Below are 14,925 nucleotides of genomic sequence, written 5' to 3'. Positions count from 1 at the left end.
TGACAGAAGAACTAAAAATCATAGTTATCTACATTATTGATGGTAAATTCCGTACGCGCCGGCAGGAGTACTACCCCGGAATCTGCGGATGTATAGGCCGCGCTATCCAGAACCGTATTAGGCATCACCTCAACGATACCAATATCCGGCACGTCCACCCGGTCACCCACCCGCAGCTGTTTTCCCGTTGCCAGATAGTAGGCTAAGTAACAGCCCAGGGCGCCCTGGATCTGACAATCCCAAAGACCCCATCGCTCCAGAATACCTTCCTTGCAGTAAGCCCGCATGGAGTTTGGTGAAGCAAAGCCGGTGATAGTTATACTCCCTGCGTTAAAACCAAGGTTTTTCGCTGCCTGGGCCTGTCCCGGCAGGGAGGTAGAATCGTTACAAATGATCAGATCGATGCCAGGGTGAGTTTTCAGGATCTCCTCCCCAACGGTGATGGCCTTTTCCGGGTCCTGCCCACTATAATAGTTATCGGGGTTTACATTCTGCCAACTTGGGTAGGCGGCGCGGATGTACCGTTCCCCCGCGGCCTGCCAGGAATTTTGATCCGTTACCGTCGCCTGGGAATAATGCCAAACATAGGACACCGGGCCGTCCAGGTTGATTCCCCGCCCGTTCAGGCTTTTCGCCCCCATTTCCACCAGCATTTTCCCCAGCTGATCCGGGGTCCCCTGGGAAACCATGATCTGACGGGCGTCGCCGGATACATCCGAATCCCAGGTTGTTACCTTGATGCCCGCGGCCATGGCTTTTTTCATCACCCCATCCAGGGCTTTGGCGTCCAGGGAGGAAACAGAGAGGGCCCGGGCCTTCTCTGCAATGGCCTGCTCAATTATGGCAATCTGCTTTTCAATAAGCGCCTCGGGACTCCCATCGTATTTTATTTTAAAACCGTTTTTGGCGGCATAGTTCTGGGCGCCCTCGTTAGCGGACTCAAAAAAAGCGTTACCCGTAACCTTTGGCACAAAGACCACCGTAATATCCCCGGTCCCGTCGGTTTTAGTTCCCGAATTCCGTCCGGAACAGGCCGCAAGCATGGTAATAAGCAAAAGGGAGATGAATAACCCCAGGCACTTACCTTTTTTCATATCCTTCCCTCCAAGTGAACCTATTAAAGATATCTCCATTATACACAAATTTCTACCATTTATCTTAAAATCTTACTCATTATCTTAAAATCCTCATCGGTCAGGGTAAACTGTTCAAAAGCTCCGGATGTGCCCCGGACGCTCAGATCCGCAAAAACAAAGATGGCCACCGTATTATCATCCAGAGATTCCAGGAGGATACTGCCCCTTTCATAACCCAGGGCAAAGAGGGACGTGGAAAGGGCGTCGGCGTCCATAGAACTATGGCCGATAATTGTTACCGAAAGGAGACCCTGGTCTACCGGATACCCGTCCCGGGTGGAAAGGATGTGGTGATAGCGCTTACCATCGGACTCGAAAAATCGCTCATAGACGCCGGATGTTACCACGGTTTTGTTTTCGACCTCCGCTATACCGAAATAGGCGCCCCTCCCCTCCACGGGATTCTGAATCCCCACCCGCCAAGGGCGGCGGTCCCGCTTAGAGCCATAAGCGAGGATGTTCCCCCCAAGGTCGATGAGCGCCCGTTTTATCCCGGCCGCCCGAATGATCCTTACCGCTTCATCCGCAGCATAGCCCTTGGCAATAGCCCCCAGATCAAGGCCCATACCCGGCTGCTTAAGAAACACTGTGGAGGCGGCTTCGTCAATAACAATATCCTTCCAATTAACCAGGGGGAGGACCCCGGCTATTTCATGTTCCTCAGGAATCCGCCCGGCGTCAGAGCCAATGCCCCACAGCTTTACTAATGGACCTATGCTGGGATCAAAGGCGCCGCCCGATAGTTCCGCAAAGCGGATAGCACGTTTGAGTACCATAATGGTATCCGGATGCGCCGCCACAGCTTCAATACCGGCGGCACGGTTAATCCGCCCCAGATCCGAATCCTCTATATTAGCGCTCATCAGATTTTCTATTTCCCGCAGGCGATCAAATATTTTCCGGTACACACTTTGCCTTCCGCGGTCATAAAGGCTGATGGAACAGACCGTACCTAATACAAACTCAGACCGGGACGGAATCGGTGCGGAACAGCCCGGGAACAGTATCAGGACGAAACATATAAAACATCCGATTTTTTGCATAGGCTTCATATCAAAATCTGCTCATCGATCGGCTTACCGCCGGGTACCATGGGGAGAACCTTTTCATCCCTATTAATGCGGGCATCTATCAAAGCGCCGCACCCGGAACTAAGATCCTTCATAGCAAAATCAAGGGCTTCAACAAAGGTCTTTTCGTTTTCCGCACGGTACCCCCTAAGCCCGTAGGCATCCGCAAGTTTTACAAAATCCGGCGGCCTGTCCAAGGTAGTCTCGGAATACCGCTCCTCATAAAAAAGGGTCTGCCATTGCCGGACCATTCCAAGTACGGTGTTATTAATAATAACAATGAGGATAGGAATATGATAACTGCCGATGGTTGCCAGCTCCCCGCAATTCATCCTGAAAGAACCGTCTCCGGTGAACAACACCGTTGGCCGCTTAGGGTTGGCCACCTTTGCGCCAATGGCGGCTCCCAGGCCGAAGCCCATGGTTCCAAGCCCTCCGGATGTAAGGAAGGATCGGGGCTGGGTAAAAGGATAGAACTGGGCGGTCCAAATCTGGTGCTGCCCCACGTCGGTGGCAACAATGGCGTCGTGGCCCAGACGTTTGGCGGTTTCCTCAATGATAAACCGGGGGTGAAGGATACTGCTGCCGCTATGATGCGCCTTTGGTATTTTTTCCTTCCACTTTTCTATATTCCCTTCCCAATCGGTTTTTATATGCTGAGGAAGATCCTTCAACAGTTTTGTTATTATTTTTTTTATGTCCCCCACAACCCACGCATGGGCCTCTACATTTTTGTTTACCTCGGCCGGATCAATATCAAAATGGAGAACCTTTGCGCCCTTGGCAAAATGATCCGCACTGCTGGTAACCCGGTCGGAAAAGCGGGCCCCCACAGCGATAAGAAGATCCGACTTCTGCACCGCCTTGTTGGAGGCCACGGTTCCGTGCATACCGATGAGCCCCGTATAAAGCCGGTGCTCCCTGGGGAAGGCCCCTACCCCCATGAGGCTTAAGGCCACCGGAGCATTAAGCCGCTCCACAAGCTGGAGGAGCTCCCCGGAGGCGTCGGAGATAATTACCCCTCCCCCGGCGTAGATCATCGGCCGCCTGGCTTCCCGGAGCAGCGATACTGCCCTATCTATATCCTCATCAGTAAAAGTAGGACGCCGGTTTCTTGTTACCAGCCGGCGGGCCCGTGCGCTCAGAACATTATCTTCTCCTTCAGAAGTGATACCCGCCGCCAGCCTATTCGCAGAGATGGACTCGATATTTTTTATCGGCCCCTTCCCGTTGGCTCTCAGGGGAATCCATTCTCCCGGCGCGGCGGTAATATCCTTTGGGATATCGATAAGCACCGGACCCGGCCTGCCGGACTGTGCTACGATAAAAGCCTCCCGCACCGTTTCTGCAAGGGCGTTTACATCCTTTACTATCCAATTGTGCTTAACCACGGGCATGGTTATCCCGGCGATATCCACTTCCTGAAAACTGTCCTTCCCAAGCAGATTGGTGGACACATTCCCGGTGATCGCCACCATGGGAACCGAGTCCATAGCTGCGGTGGCAATACCGGTTACCAGATTCGTTGCGCCGGGGCCGGAGGTGGCGATACATACCCCAACCTTCCCGGTGGACCGGGCATATCCGTCCGCCGCGTGGGCGGCATGTTGTTCATGCCCTACCAGGATATGCCGTATCCGGTCCCGTTGTTTGTATAATTCATCGTAGATAAATAGAACCGATCCGCCGGGATACCCAAATACCGTATCCACACCTTGTTCAATCAGGGCCTCAATAAGGATCCTCGCTCCTGTATACTGCACGTTGTAACTCCTACTTAAACACCGCTCCTGATGCGGCGGAACTCACCTGTTTAGCGTAGCGGGCCAGATAGCCGGTTTGCACCTTTGGGGGCAGGGGCTGCCATACCTCCCGCCGCTTGGCAAGTTCGCCTTCGCTGAGCTTCACACTAATACTGCGGGCATCTATATCTATGTCGATAATGTCTCCCTCCTGCAAAAGGCCGATAACTCCGCCCTCAGCGGCCTCCGGTGAAATGTGGCCTATGGCGGCGCCCTTGGTAGCGCCGGAAAAACGGCCGTCGGTGATGAGCGCCACCTTGTCGTCCAAGCCCATACCGGCCAAGGCTGCGGTGGGGGCAAGCATCTCCTTCATCCCCGGACCGCCCCGGGGCCCCTCATACCGGATGACGATCACGTCCCCGGGTTTTATCTTTGCCCCCATGATGGCGTCAAAGGCCTCTTCCTCGGCGTTAAAGATCCTGGCGGGGCCTGAATGTTTGAGCATCGACGGGGCAACGGCGCTGCGCTTTACCACCGATCCGTCGGGGGCAAGGTTTCCGCGGAGCGCCGCAAGGCCTCCGGTGGCGGAATAGGGATTTTCCAGGGGCCGGATAATGTTAGTATCCCTGTTAACCGCATTTTTTACCACATCTTCCAGAATACCGTAAACCGTTGGGGTCTTGAGATCCACCAAGCTTTTTTTACTAAGCTCCTTAAACACCGCCGGAATGCCACCGGCTGCCTGAAGATCCTCCATGGCATCGGAACCTGCGGGGGCAAGTCTGCAAAGATTTGGTGTAACGGCGCTCACTTTGTTGAGGAGATCCAGGTCCAGCTTAAACCCCGCTTCGTGGGCTATGGCGGGAAGGTGCAGGGCGGTATTGGTGGAACAGCCCAGGGCCATGTCCATGGTAAGGGCGTTCATGAAGGCCCGCTCGGTCATGATAGCCTGCGGCCTGATATCCTTCTTCAATACATCCATTACCAGAAAGCCGGTCCTCTTGGCAAGCCGGAGCCGTTCGCCCATCACCGCAGGGATAGTGCCGTTACCGGGCAGAGCCATCCCCAGAGCTTCGGTAACACAGTTCATGGAATTGGCGGTGAACATCCCCGAACAGGAACCGCAGCCCGGACAGGCCGCCTCTTCCAGGGCGTAGAGTTCCGCTTCGTCCATCTTACCCGCGCCTACGGCGCCCACCGCCTCAAACATGGTAGTAAGGGTAAGGGTCTTGCCGTCCTTCTTTCCCGCCAGCATGGGGCCGCCGGAAACAAAGACCCCGGGTAGATTGATCCGGGCGGCGGCCATGAGCATACCCGGAACGATCTTGTCGCAGTTTGGAATGTAAATGACCGCGTCAAAGCCATGGGCCATGACCATACATTCAATGGAGTCGGCGATAAGTTCCCGGGTTACCAGGGAATAACGCATACCCTCGTGGCCCATGGCGATGCCGTCGCAGACACCGATCACCGGGAACTGTACGGGAACACCGCCGGCTTCCCGTACCCCGTCGGCAGCGGCCTTGGCTATGGTATCCAGGTGCATATGCCCCGGAACAATTTCGCTCTTGGCCACCGCAATGCCGATCAGGGGCCGGTTAAATTCTTCGTCTATAAAGCCCATGGCTTTAAACAGAGACCGGTGGGGGGCCTTAGCCACACCCTTGTTAACAATATCACTGCGCATATTAATATCCTTATACCCCTTCGGAGGGTTCCGGAAAATCATCCGGATCATTATCCTGAAGTATTCCATTGGTTCGGTTAAAGACGCCGCTTCTTTTGAATACACCGCCGCCGAATTCAGCATTATTATCGGAGATGATACCCCCGGAATGTTTGAACCTGCCCCCTTCTATATAGACGCCGCCGCCGTAAACGGCTTCGTTGTTCCGCACAATGCCGCCCTTCATGATCATGAACGCATTGATACCCACACACAGGCCGCCGCCGCCCTGCTCCGAAGAACTATTACCCTGCACCACCGAGTTGTCCTCCATGGTACTGTAGGCGCCCAGTTCGGAACACACGCCGCCGCCGCAGGCCGCTGCATTATCTTCGATTGAAGCGCTTTCTCCCAGGATAAAATCCGTGCCGGCAATATATATCCCGCCGCCGTCGTCACCGGCGCTGTTTTCTGCGATCCGCGAAGCGCCCCGTACCGCCAGGGCCGATTTGGAGGCGTAGATTCCCCCGCCGTCGTTACCCGCGCTGTTCCCGGTGATCTCCGCATTGCCGGAAATATCAATTTCCGAGTCAACAAAATATAATCCCCCGCCATCCTGAGCCGCAAAATTATTATTGATCCGGGAGTTTTCAAGCATGACGAATACCGACTGGATACCGCCTATACCGCCCCCGTGTTCGCCGGCCATATTTCCGGTCACCGCAGCATTTCCCCGTAAGATGACATCCGAACTTATATACAGACAGATCCCGGCGGCTATATATTCGCAGCTATTATCGCTGATACGGGCGTCCCCCTCGATGGTTACAGAACTTCCCCAAGCAACGATCCCGCCGCCGGTGTTGCCGCTTACCTCTGCGTTATCCCCCATAAAGAGCTTGCTCAAACGTAACAGAATCCCCCCGGCCTCATCGGTACTGACCTCATTATTGCGGATCATCGCGTTACCGCACAGGTACAGATTCGCAGCAATCCCGTAGATGCCGCCGCCTTCGGAAGCATGATTGTCCCGCACCACAACACCGGTTCCCAGGGTCAGCTCCGCGTTGCTCTCAAAATAAATGCCGCCCCCCATAGAATCCGTATTTCCCCCGGAAACGGTAATATACTCAAGGCGTAGTTTTGCGGGGCCATGTATTTCCAAAACCCTTTTCCCATTGCCGCCCCGTAGTTCCGCTGCCCGTTCGCCATCCCCAACGCCGGTAATAAGAATTTCATCCGGCCCGCAATCGCCGATGGCAAAAACGCTTTCCTTGATTCCGGCGGCCTCGCTCTTGTCGTCCAGAATACCGATAACGGTTATGCGTTTAGTATTACTGTTCTTGGCGGCATCTACGGCTTTTCGCAGGGTTTTGAACGCCCGGCCTTCCCCCAAGCCATCCTGGCTATCGCTGCCCCGGGCCGATACGTAATAGGAGTCCGTTTCGGCATCCTCCGCCGCAACCCGTGCCGGAAGCGGAACCCCATTGTAATCCTGATCCCGCATTGGTTCGGCGGCCAGGGTACCGGCAAAAAAACAGCAGAGCGCAACCAGGACAAGTATTTTTTTCACGGTTCTCTCCTCATAATTTTCCTTCCAGGGCCTTCAGTACCGCTTTCCCCATTTCCAGGGTACCAACTATCTTTCCCTTATCCGCTGTCCCGCTTCGGCCGGCAATATCTTTGGTACGCAGCCCGGAATCCAGTACGGCGCTGACCGCAGCTTCCACGGCAGCGGCCTCCTTTTCCAGGCCGAAAGAATAGCGTAGCAGCATTGCTGCGGAAAGAATCGCTGCCAGGGGATTCGCGATATCCTTGCCGGCAATATCCGGGGCGGACCCGTGGATGGGCTCGTAGATCCCCATCACCGGCTCTCCGCCCGGCGTACCCCCGGCGCCGGCAAGGCTCGCCGATGCAAGCATACCGATAGAGCCGGTAAGTACCGAAGCTTCGTCGGAGAGTATGTCCCCAAAGAGGTTCGAGGTAACGATCACGTCAAACTGGCCGGGGGCGCGGATCAACTGCATGGCGCAGTTATCCACATAGAGGTAGCTGGTTTCGATATCAGGGTATTCCTTGGCAATTTCCGTGCTAAGTTCCCGCCACAGCCGGGAGGTTTCCAGGACATTGGCCTTGTCTACTACGCAGAGCTTCTTCCGGCGCAGTTTTGCTGCGGAATAGCCTACGCGAAGAACCCGTTCAATTTCGGCTTTGGAGTATGTTTCGGTATCAAAGGCGGAGTTACCGTCGGCGCTCCGGCCCCGTTCGCCAAAGTAGAGACCCCCGGTCAGTTCCCGGACGATAAGAAGATCGAAATCCGGTTTGCCCTCACTATTACCGGCGATAAGAACCTCGTCCTTGAGGGGGCAGGCAAGCCTAAGCTGGGGAAGGAGCGCCGCGGGCCTGAGATTAGCGTAGACCCCCAGGCCTGAACGCAGCCCCAGGAGGGCGCGCTCCGGACGCAGATGTCCCGGCAGGGTATCCCACTTGGGTCCCCCCACCGCCCCCAGGAGCAGGGCGTCGCACTGTTTGGCAGCTTCCAGGGTTTCCGCCGGCAGTGGTTCGCCGGTAGCGTCAATAGCCTTACCGCCCGCAATGAGTTCAACATAGTTAAACACATGGCCATACGCATCCCCCACCGCATCCAGAACATCTACGGCCAGGGAAATCACCTCCGGCCCTATCCCATCGCCGGGTACCAATGCTATCGAATAGTTACTCATCTTTGTTCTCCTTTTACACCCCGCCTTCTTGCATGGGCTCCCGCAGGGGGCTTTTGACAGCGCCGGCGGCAAGGTCCCACTCCATGGCGTTAATCGCCGAAAGGTAGGCCTTTATCGAAGATTCAAGCACATCGGTGGAAACCCCGCGGCCGTTCCAATGCCGGCCTTCCCAGGCAATCTTCACCATGGTCTCCCCCTGGGATGTGGACCCGCCGGTGATGGCGCCTATTTCGTAGAGCTCCAGCTCCGGTCTTTTCCCGACAATTTCGTTGATGGCCGTAAAGATCGCGTCCACCGGGCCGTCGCCAACCGCAACCTGTTTATGCGCTTCCCCGCCGGCATGGAGCAGCTTGATGATAGCCGTGGCGCCCAGCGCAGAGCCGGTGTTTATCGCCCAATGGTCAAGCTTGTAAGTTTCCGGAACCGCAGCGGCAGCGCCCATCACCAGGGCTTCAATATCCCTATCGCTGACCACCTTCTTTTTATCCGCCAGGATTTTGAATTCCGCAAAAACCGATTCCAGTGTTTCTGCGTTCACCGTATAGCCCAGGTCGTTCAGCCTGTCTTCAAAGGCATGGCGGCCCGAGTGTTTCCCTAAAACCATACGGTTCTTTGGTATACCGATGGATTCGGGGGTCATGATCTCGTAGGTTTCCCGGTTGGCCATTACCCCGTGCTGGTGTATCCCCGCTTCGTGGGCAAAGGCGTTCTCCCCCACAATAGCTTTGTTGGGCTGCACCTTCACCCCGGTAACCTGGGTTACCAGGCGGCTGGCGGCGTAGATTTGCGTAGCGTCAATCCGGGTGTCGGCGTTGAGATAGTCCTTACGGACCCGCAGCCCCATGACGATCTCCTCCAGTGAAGCGTTCCCCGCCCGCTCGCCGATACCGTTGATGGTACACTCCGCCTGTTCCGCACCGTTTTCAATCGCAGAAAGACTGTTCGCCACCGCGAGGCCCAGATCGTTGTGGCAGTGTACGGAAAGAACCGCCTTTTCAATGCCCGGGGTATGTTCCTTGATATAACGGATACGGGCGCCAAACTCATCGGGCAGGGCATAACCCACCGTATCGGGGAAATTCAGCGTGGTAGCCCCGGCAGCGATAACCGCGCCAAAGACCTTGCACACAAAATCAGCATCGCTGCGGAAGGCGTCCTCTGCGGAAAATTCCACATTGGAGCAGAACTTTCCTGCGTACTTAACCGAAGCCACCGCCTGCTCAAGCACCTTCTCCGGCGTCATCTTGAGCTTGTATTCCATATGGATAGGAGAGGTGGCCAGGAATATATGTATCCGGGGATCCGCCGCGCCGGCCAGGGCTTCCCGTGCGGCGTCAATATCCTTCTCCAAGCTGCGGCACAGACCTGCCACGGTACAATCCCTTATGATCCCCGCGATGGTCTTTACCGATTCCAGATCCCCGGGACTGGAAGCGGGAAACCCCGCCTCCATGATATCCACCCCAAGCTTTTCCAGCCGCCGTGCGACCTCCAACTTCTCCTGAATATTCATACTACAGCCCGGAGACTGTTCCCCGTCACGAAGGGTAGTATCAAATATTTTTACTACCCGTTTAGTGTTGTTACTCATATAAAACTCCTCAATATTTCGCAGGTTTGAGCCAGCTCATCATGGAGCGCAGTTCCTTACCTACCTTCTCGATAGGATGCGCCGCTTCAAGAGCCCGCATCCGGTTAAAGTTGGGACGGTTCACCTGGTTTTCCAGGATCCACTCCCGTGCAAATTTACCGTTCTGGATATCCTTTAATACATTCCGCATAGCATTCTTGGTATCCTCGGTGATGATCTTCGGCCCGGTGATATAATCCCCGTACTCTGCGGTATCCGAAATGGAATAACGCATAAAAGACAGCCCACCGCGGTTCACCAGATCGATGATGAGCTTCATCTCGTGCATCACCTCGAAGTAGGCGCTTTCCGGCTGGTAGCCCGCTTCGAGAAGCACTTCGAAGCCGGTCTTCATCAGGGCGGAAACACCGCCGCAGAGCACCGCCTGTTCACCGAATAGGTCGGTCTCGGTTTCTTCTTTAAAGGTGGTCTCCAAAACTCCGGCCCTGGCGCCGCCGATAGCCGCCGCATAGGCCAGCCCCAAACGCTTGGCATCCCCGGTAGCATCCTGGTGTACCGCAATAAGACAGGGCACCCCGGCGCCGGCCTGGTACTGCTCACGAACGGTGTGGCCCGGGCCCTTGGGGGCAATCATCACCACATTGATATCCGCAGGGGGTGTAATCTGCCCAAAGTGGATATTGAAGCCGTGGGCAAAGGCCAGGGTCTTCCCGGGTTTCAGCACCGGCTTGATGGATTCCTGGTAGAGCTTGGCTTGCTTTTCATCGTTGATAAGGATCATGATGAAATCCGCAGCAGCGGCGGCATCCTTGGCAGGCTTAACTTCAAAGCCCGCTTCCTCGGCCTTCTTCCAGGACTTGGATCCCTCGTAAAGCCCCACGACAACCTTCATCCCCGATTCTTTGGCGTTTAGTGCGTGGGCATGACCCTGGGAACCGTAGCCGATCACCGCGATAGTTTTTCCCTTTAGCGCCCCCAGGTCGCAATCCTTTTCATAAAACATGATAGCCATCATTTCCTCCATTGTAGTTTTTACCCTAAAAGAGGTTTAACCTCTCTTAAGGGCTTTGAGAATCCGGTAATTATCCTACGGTCGATTTCCTTAAAAGGAAGGACCGCGCAATTGCCGGTTAGTTACTAATGCTTAGTACGGGTACGGATAGCGAAGATACCGAAAGTATCGAAGGGCCCCGCTCCAGGGCTACAAGACCGGTACGGGCAAGTTCAAGAACGCCGTAGGGACGTAAAAGGAGAAGGAGGCCGTCGAGCTTTTTCGCATCGCCCGTTGCCTCAACGGTAATAGTAGTGGGGGAAACATCGACCACCCGGGACCGGAATATCCCGGTGATCTCGATAACCGCAGGACGGGTCTTTTCGTCCACGCTGATCTTGACCAGCATGATTTCCCGGCGCAGACAGGAAGTACCATCCAGTTCCCGGACCGCAATCACATCTACCAGTTTGCTGAGCTGTTTAATGATCTGTTCAAGCACCGCATCATCTCCGCTTACCGCAATGGTCATCCGGGAAATTGAGGCGTCCTCGGTCTCCCCGACGGTCAGGCTGTCGATATTAAAACCCCGGCGGCTGAAGAGGCCGGAAACCCGGCTCAGGGTCCCTGCCCGGTTTTCCACCAGAGCTGACACCACATGCTGCTTCATGACCACCTCCTATACAAAGTAGCCATAGTTTAACAAAAAAGAAAGGAACTTTGCAAGTAGGCCGAAGGGAAAGCCAAGGGCAAAATATACTAAACAAGCGTGGGGCTGCTCTTGCCAAATAGTATAAGGTATGATATGCTCCTACAAGGAGGCTGGTTATGACCCTTACACAAGAAAAGGAACTATATACCTACGCTGACTATTTGGGATGGGACGAAGATTTCCGGGCGGAGATTATTGATGGGGCGCTCTACGTCTCGGACCCTCCGGCCACGTATCATCAAGATATTTCCAGAAACTTATTGTTAAAAATTGGAAACTTTTTGGCCGATAAAGCCGGTAAGGTCTACGCCGCGCCCTTTGGGGTCCGGCTTTTTCCCCAAAATGACCATAGCGATAAAACAGTGCTGGAACCCGATCTTGTGGTGATATGCGATACGTCCAAACTGGACGAACGGGGCTGTAACGGGGCGCCGGATATGGTTATCGAAATCCTTTCTCCCTCCACCGCCCGGAAGGATGTACTTTATAAATTCTACAAATATCTTAGGGCGGGAGTCCGGGAATATTGGGTGGTCGATCCGAACACAGAAACGGTCCAGGTCAATCTGCTGGATCATGACCGGTATACCACCCAGACCTACAGGGGCTTTGACCCCGAAACCATGGACGAAGCAGACCGCCAATACGCGCAGGAGTCTATACCGGTTTCGGTGCTGCCGGGTCTTGTTATAGATTTTAAGACGATTTTTGCCGCATAAGCTACAGCGACGCCCTGTAGCTCCCCAGGAAATGAAAGTCCTCGGTTTTAGCCTTTAGCTCCTGCACCACCGCATCGAAGGTCTCCTCCGTAGGGGGCAGGGTAACATCCACATAAAACTGATACTCCCAGGGCTTTCCCTGGATGGGCCGGGATTCCAGCTTGGAAAGGTTGATGCCCCGCTCGCTCATGATCTTAAGGCAGGCAAAGAGACTCCCGGGCTCATCGGAAACCGAAAACACCAGGCTGGCTTTGTTCGCCGGCTCTGAACCCAGGCTTGGTGGGACCGGGGCCTTATCGCTGCCGTTCCGCCGGGCAATAATTACAAACCGGGTATAGTTTAAGGGATTTGTCTCAATACCGGCTTTGAGGACCTTAAGACCGTGGGCTTTGGCTGCCGCTTCCCCGGCGATAGCGGCTACCTTCGTCGCCCCCTCCCGGGCTATGGAGGCTACCGCAGTGGCAGTATCGTTGCAGGCTTCAAGCTGCCAGTGGGGGTACTTGTCCAAAAAATCCCGGCACTGGGCAAAACCCTGGGGATGGCTGCGGACTATACTGATGTTTTCGATCTGCGCATTCTCCTCCCCGATAAGACAGTGGACGATACGGAGCTTCAGTTCCCCTACTATGGCGATATCAGGGTAGCGGAGGAACAGGTCGTAGTTTTCGTGGACCGATCCTGCAAGGCTGTTCTCCACCGGCGCCACCCCGAACCCGGCGGAACCGTCAAGGACCGCATCGAAAACCGCCCGGAAAGACGCGGCCCCCAGACGAGGCGCCTCTTCACCAAAGGCACGCATCAGGGCTTGTTCGGCGTAGGCGCCGCTTTCACCGGAGAAGGCGACGGGTAAATCCTTGGGACTTACCGGTTTCGGAGTTCCCGAAGAAAGATCCACGCTTTTTGTTGATAACTCTTGAGAAGGTTTCGGGGTACGGAGCAGTTCCTTCCCCACCACCGGGGCCAGGGCTTCGATATCCCGCATGAGCCGCTCAAACTGTTCGGGGAACAAAGACTGGGGGCCATCGGAAAGGGCCTCGTCCGGGTGGGGATGGACCTCCACCGTAAGCCCGTCCGCTCCGGCTGCCACCGCCGCAAGAGCTGCGGAACTCACCTTGGCGCGGATACCCACCGCATGGCTGGGGTCCACCAGCACCGGCAGGTGGGAAAGACCCTTTACCACCGGGATGGCGGAAATATCCAGGGTATTCCGGGTATAGGTTTCAAAGGTACGTATCCCCCGCTCGCAGAGCACCACATCCCGGGTCCCCGCCGCCAGGAGATACTCCGCCGAAAGGAGCCACTCCTCAATGGTCGCCGAGGGTCCCCGCTTAAGCAGTACCGGCTTCCCCAGGGCGCCGACCTTTTTTAGTAACTCAAAGTTCTGCATATTCCGGGCGCCAATCTGGAACATATCCGTAAGATCGTTCATCTGGGCGGCGAATTCCGGGGATACCACCTCGGTAACAATAGGCATACCCGTTGCTTCCCCGGCGGCCTTCATAAATTCCAGCCCCTGCATCCCCAAGCCCTGAAAAGCGTAGGGGCTGGACCGGGGTTTATAGGCTCCGCCCCGGAGCATTACCGCCCCGGACTCCCGAACCCGGAGCGCCGTTTCCAGGATCTGCTCCCTGCTTTCCACCGCGCAGGGCCCGGCAATCACCGTAATCCGTGATCCGCCAATTTTGACTGGACCAACCGTAACGATGGTATCTTCACTTTTGGACTCCCGGGAAGCCAGCTCGTAGGGCTTAGAAGTAGCCGCCACCCGCTCTACCCCGGGCAGAATCCCCAGTTCCCGAAGATCCACCACCCCTTTGCCGGTGGCGCCGATAACCTCATCCTCCCCGAGAAGCTGATCCCGTATGGCAAAACCCCTATCCTTCAGATAGATGCGAACCATTTCTTTATCGTGGGTGGAGATGCCTTTGGATAGAACAACGATCATGGGAAACCTCAAACGTGAAGATTTTAGTACAAAGCATGATATAAAAAACCGCTTAAATTTACAAGAGACTATTCCGGTCCCGGCTGTCGGCGGTCCTGCTTTTTCTGCCCGCGGAGATGCTTGGTCTGAAGCCGCTGTTCCCGGCTGGCCCGGGTAGGCTTGGTGGGCCGCCGGTGTTTGGGGAGCCGGGCCGCAGCGCAAACCAGGGCTTCCAACCGGGCAAGGCCCCGCTCCAGGTTGGTCCGCTGGGACCGCTCCTCGCTGGACAGGATAACTATTTCGTCATCCCCGGTGATCCGTGATGCCAGGATAAGCCGGACCCTGGACAGCTCCGCCTCATTCAGCCCCGCCAGATCCCCCAGCCGCAGATGCAGGGTTACTTTGGTGTTCACCTTATTGACATTCTGCCCGCCGGGACCGCCGGAACGGGAAAAGCTGGGCCGGGAAGCGAGGCGTATAGACTGGCGGAGGAGAAATTGGTCCATGGTTTAAGGATACCATAAACCGGGGTGACAGTCACCGGATCGTTAGCCGACAGCCGGGCATCGTTTTAATAATTGATTAAACCCCATAGCGGTCGTATACTAATTTGGAATTTGCCGCTGTTTTTTAAGGAGCCGATGATGAGAC

12 protein-coding genes are annotated in these 14,925 nt (G+C 55.5%); 1 reads left to right on the top strand and 11 read right to left on the bottom strand.

Annotated features, from left to right (window positions below):
• Nucleotides 1-11: 11 nt before the first annotated feature.
• From LQZ19_RS11955 to ilvN, 9 genes are all read right to left on the bottom strand, one after another.
• A complete protein-coding gene (locus LQZ19_RS11955) occupies nt 12-1,094 on the bottom strand; it encodes a substrate-binding domain-containing protein (RefSeq protein WP_411047895.1) in 1,083 nt (360 codons plus the stop codon).
• Between the two features lie 59 nt (nt 1,095-1,153).
• The gene (locus tag LQZ19_RS11950; protein WP_411047894.1) at nt 1,154-2,188 is read right to left on the bottom strand and encodes an FAD:protein FMN transferase; all 1,035 of its coding nucleotides are present in this window, start codon (nt 2,186-2,188) and stop codon (nt 1,154-1,156) included.
• Nucleotides 2,185-3,969 carry a biosynthetic-type acetolactate synthase large subunit gene (ilvB, locus tag LQZ19_RS11945; RefSeq protein WP_411047893.1) on the bottom strand — a complete coding sequence of 595 codons (1,785 nt, stop codon included), beginning with the start codon at nt 3,967-3,969 and terminating at the stop codon, nt 2,185-2,187. The genes LQZ19_RS11950 and ilvB overlap by 4 nt, the downstream gene beginning before the upstream one ends.
• A 10-nt stretch (nt 3,970-3,979) precedes the next feature.
• Nucleotides 3,980-5,635, bottom strand: coding sequence for a dihydroxy-acid dehydratase (gene ilvD / locus LQZ19_RS11940; protein WP_411047892.1), 1,656 nt, complete (start codon nt 5,633-5,635; stop codon nt 3,980-3,982).
• Between the two features lie 10 nt (nt 5,636-5,645).
• A complete protein-coding gene (locus LQZ19_RS11935; protein WP_411047891.1) occupies nt 5,646-7,187 on the bottom strand; it encodes a right-handed parallel beta-helix repeat-containing protein in 1,542 nt (513 codons plus the stop codon).
• A gap of 10 nt (nt 7,188-7,197) precedes the next feature.
• Nucleotides 7,198-8,337 (bottom strand): 3-isopropylmalate dehydrogenase, encoded by a 1,140-nt coding sequence (gene leuB, locus LQZ19_RS11930; protein ID WP_411047890.1) that lies wholly within the window; start codon nt 8,335-8,337, stop codon nt 7,198-7,200.
• 13 nt (nt 8,338-8,350) lie between these two features.
• The gene (locus LQZ19_RS11925) at nt 8,351-9,928 is read right to left on the bottom strand and encodes a 2-isopropylmalate synthase (RefSeq protein WP_411047889.1); all 1,578 of its coding nucleotides are present in this window, start codon (nt 9,926-9,928) and stop codon (nt 8,351-8,353) included.
• A gap of 10 nt (nt 9,929-9,938) precedes the next feature.
• Nucleotides 9,939-10,940, bottom strand: a complete 1,002-nt coding sequence (gene ilvC / locus LQZ19_RS11920) for a ketol-acid reductoisomerase (RefSeq protein WP_411047963.1) — start codon at nt 10,938-10,940, stop codon at nt 9,939-9,941.
• A 118-nt stretch (nt 10,941-11,058) separates the two neighbouring features.
• Nucleotides 11,059-11,589, bottom strand: a complete 531-nt coding sequence (gene ilvN / locus LQZ19_RS11915) for an acetolactate synthase small subunit (RefSeq protein ID WP_010257980.1) — start codon at nt 11,587-11,589, stop codon at nt 11,059-11,061.
• 158 nt (nt 11,590-11,747) lie between these two features.
• Here ilvN and LQZ19_RS11910 point away from each other — a divergent pair, with 158 nt between their 5' ends.
• Nucleotides 11,748-12,350 (top strand): Uma2 family endonuclease, encoded by a 603-nt coding sequence (locus tag LQZ19_RS11910; RefSeq protein WP_411047888.1) that lies wholly within the window; start codon nt 11,748-11,750, stop codon nt 12,348-12,350.
• Between the two features lies 1 nt (nt 12,351).
• Here the strand turns inward: LQZ19_RS11910 and aroF are convergent, their stop codons facing one another.
• Together aroF and arfB are read right to left on the bottom strand one after the other, a co-directional pair.
• Nucleotides 12,352-14,295 (bottom strand): 3-deoxy-7-phosphoheptulonate synthase, encoded by a 1,944-nt coding sequence (aroF, locus tag LQZ19_RS11905; RefSeq protein WP_411047887.1) that lies wholly within the window; start codon nt 14,293-14,295, stop codon nt 12,352-12,354.
• Nucleotides 14,296-14,363: 68 nt separating this feature from the next.
• Nucleotides 14,364-14,780, bottom strand: a complete 417-nt coding sequence (gene arfB / locus LQZ19_RS11900; RefSeq protein ID WP_411047886.1) for an alternative ribosome rescue aminoacyl-tRNA hydrolase ArfB — start codon at nt 14,778-14,780, stop codon at nt 14,364-14,366.
• Between the last annotated feature and the right edge of the window lie 145 nt (nt 14,781-14,925).

The sequence above is a fragment of the Treponema primitia genome, assembly GCF_046533075.1.
GTDB classification, from domain to species: Bacteria; Spirochaetota; Spirochaetia; order Treponematales; family Breznakiellaceae; genus Termitinema; species Termitinema primitia_B.
Note: the sequence above shows the minus strand (reverse complement) of the source record. Positions and strands in the feature narration are given on the sequence as shown.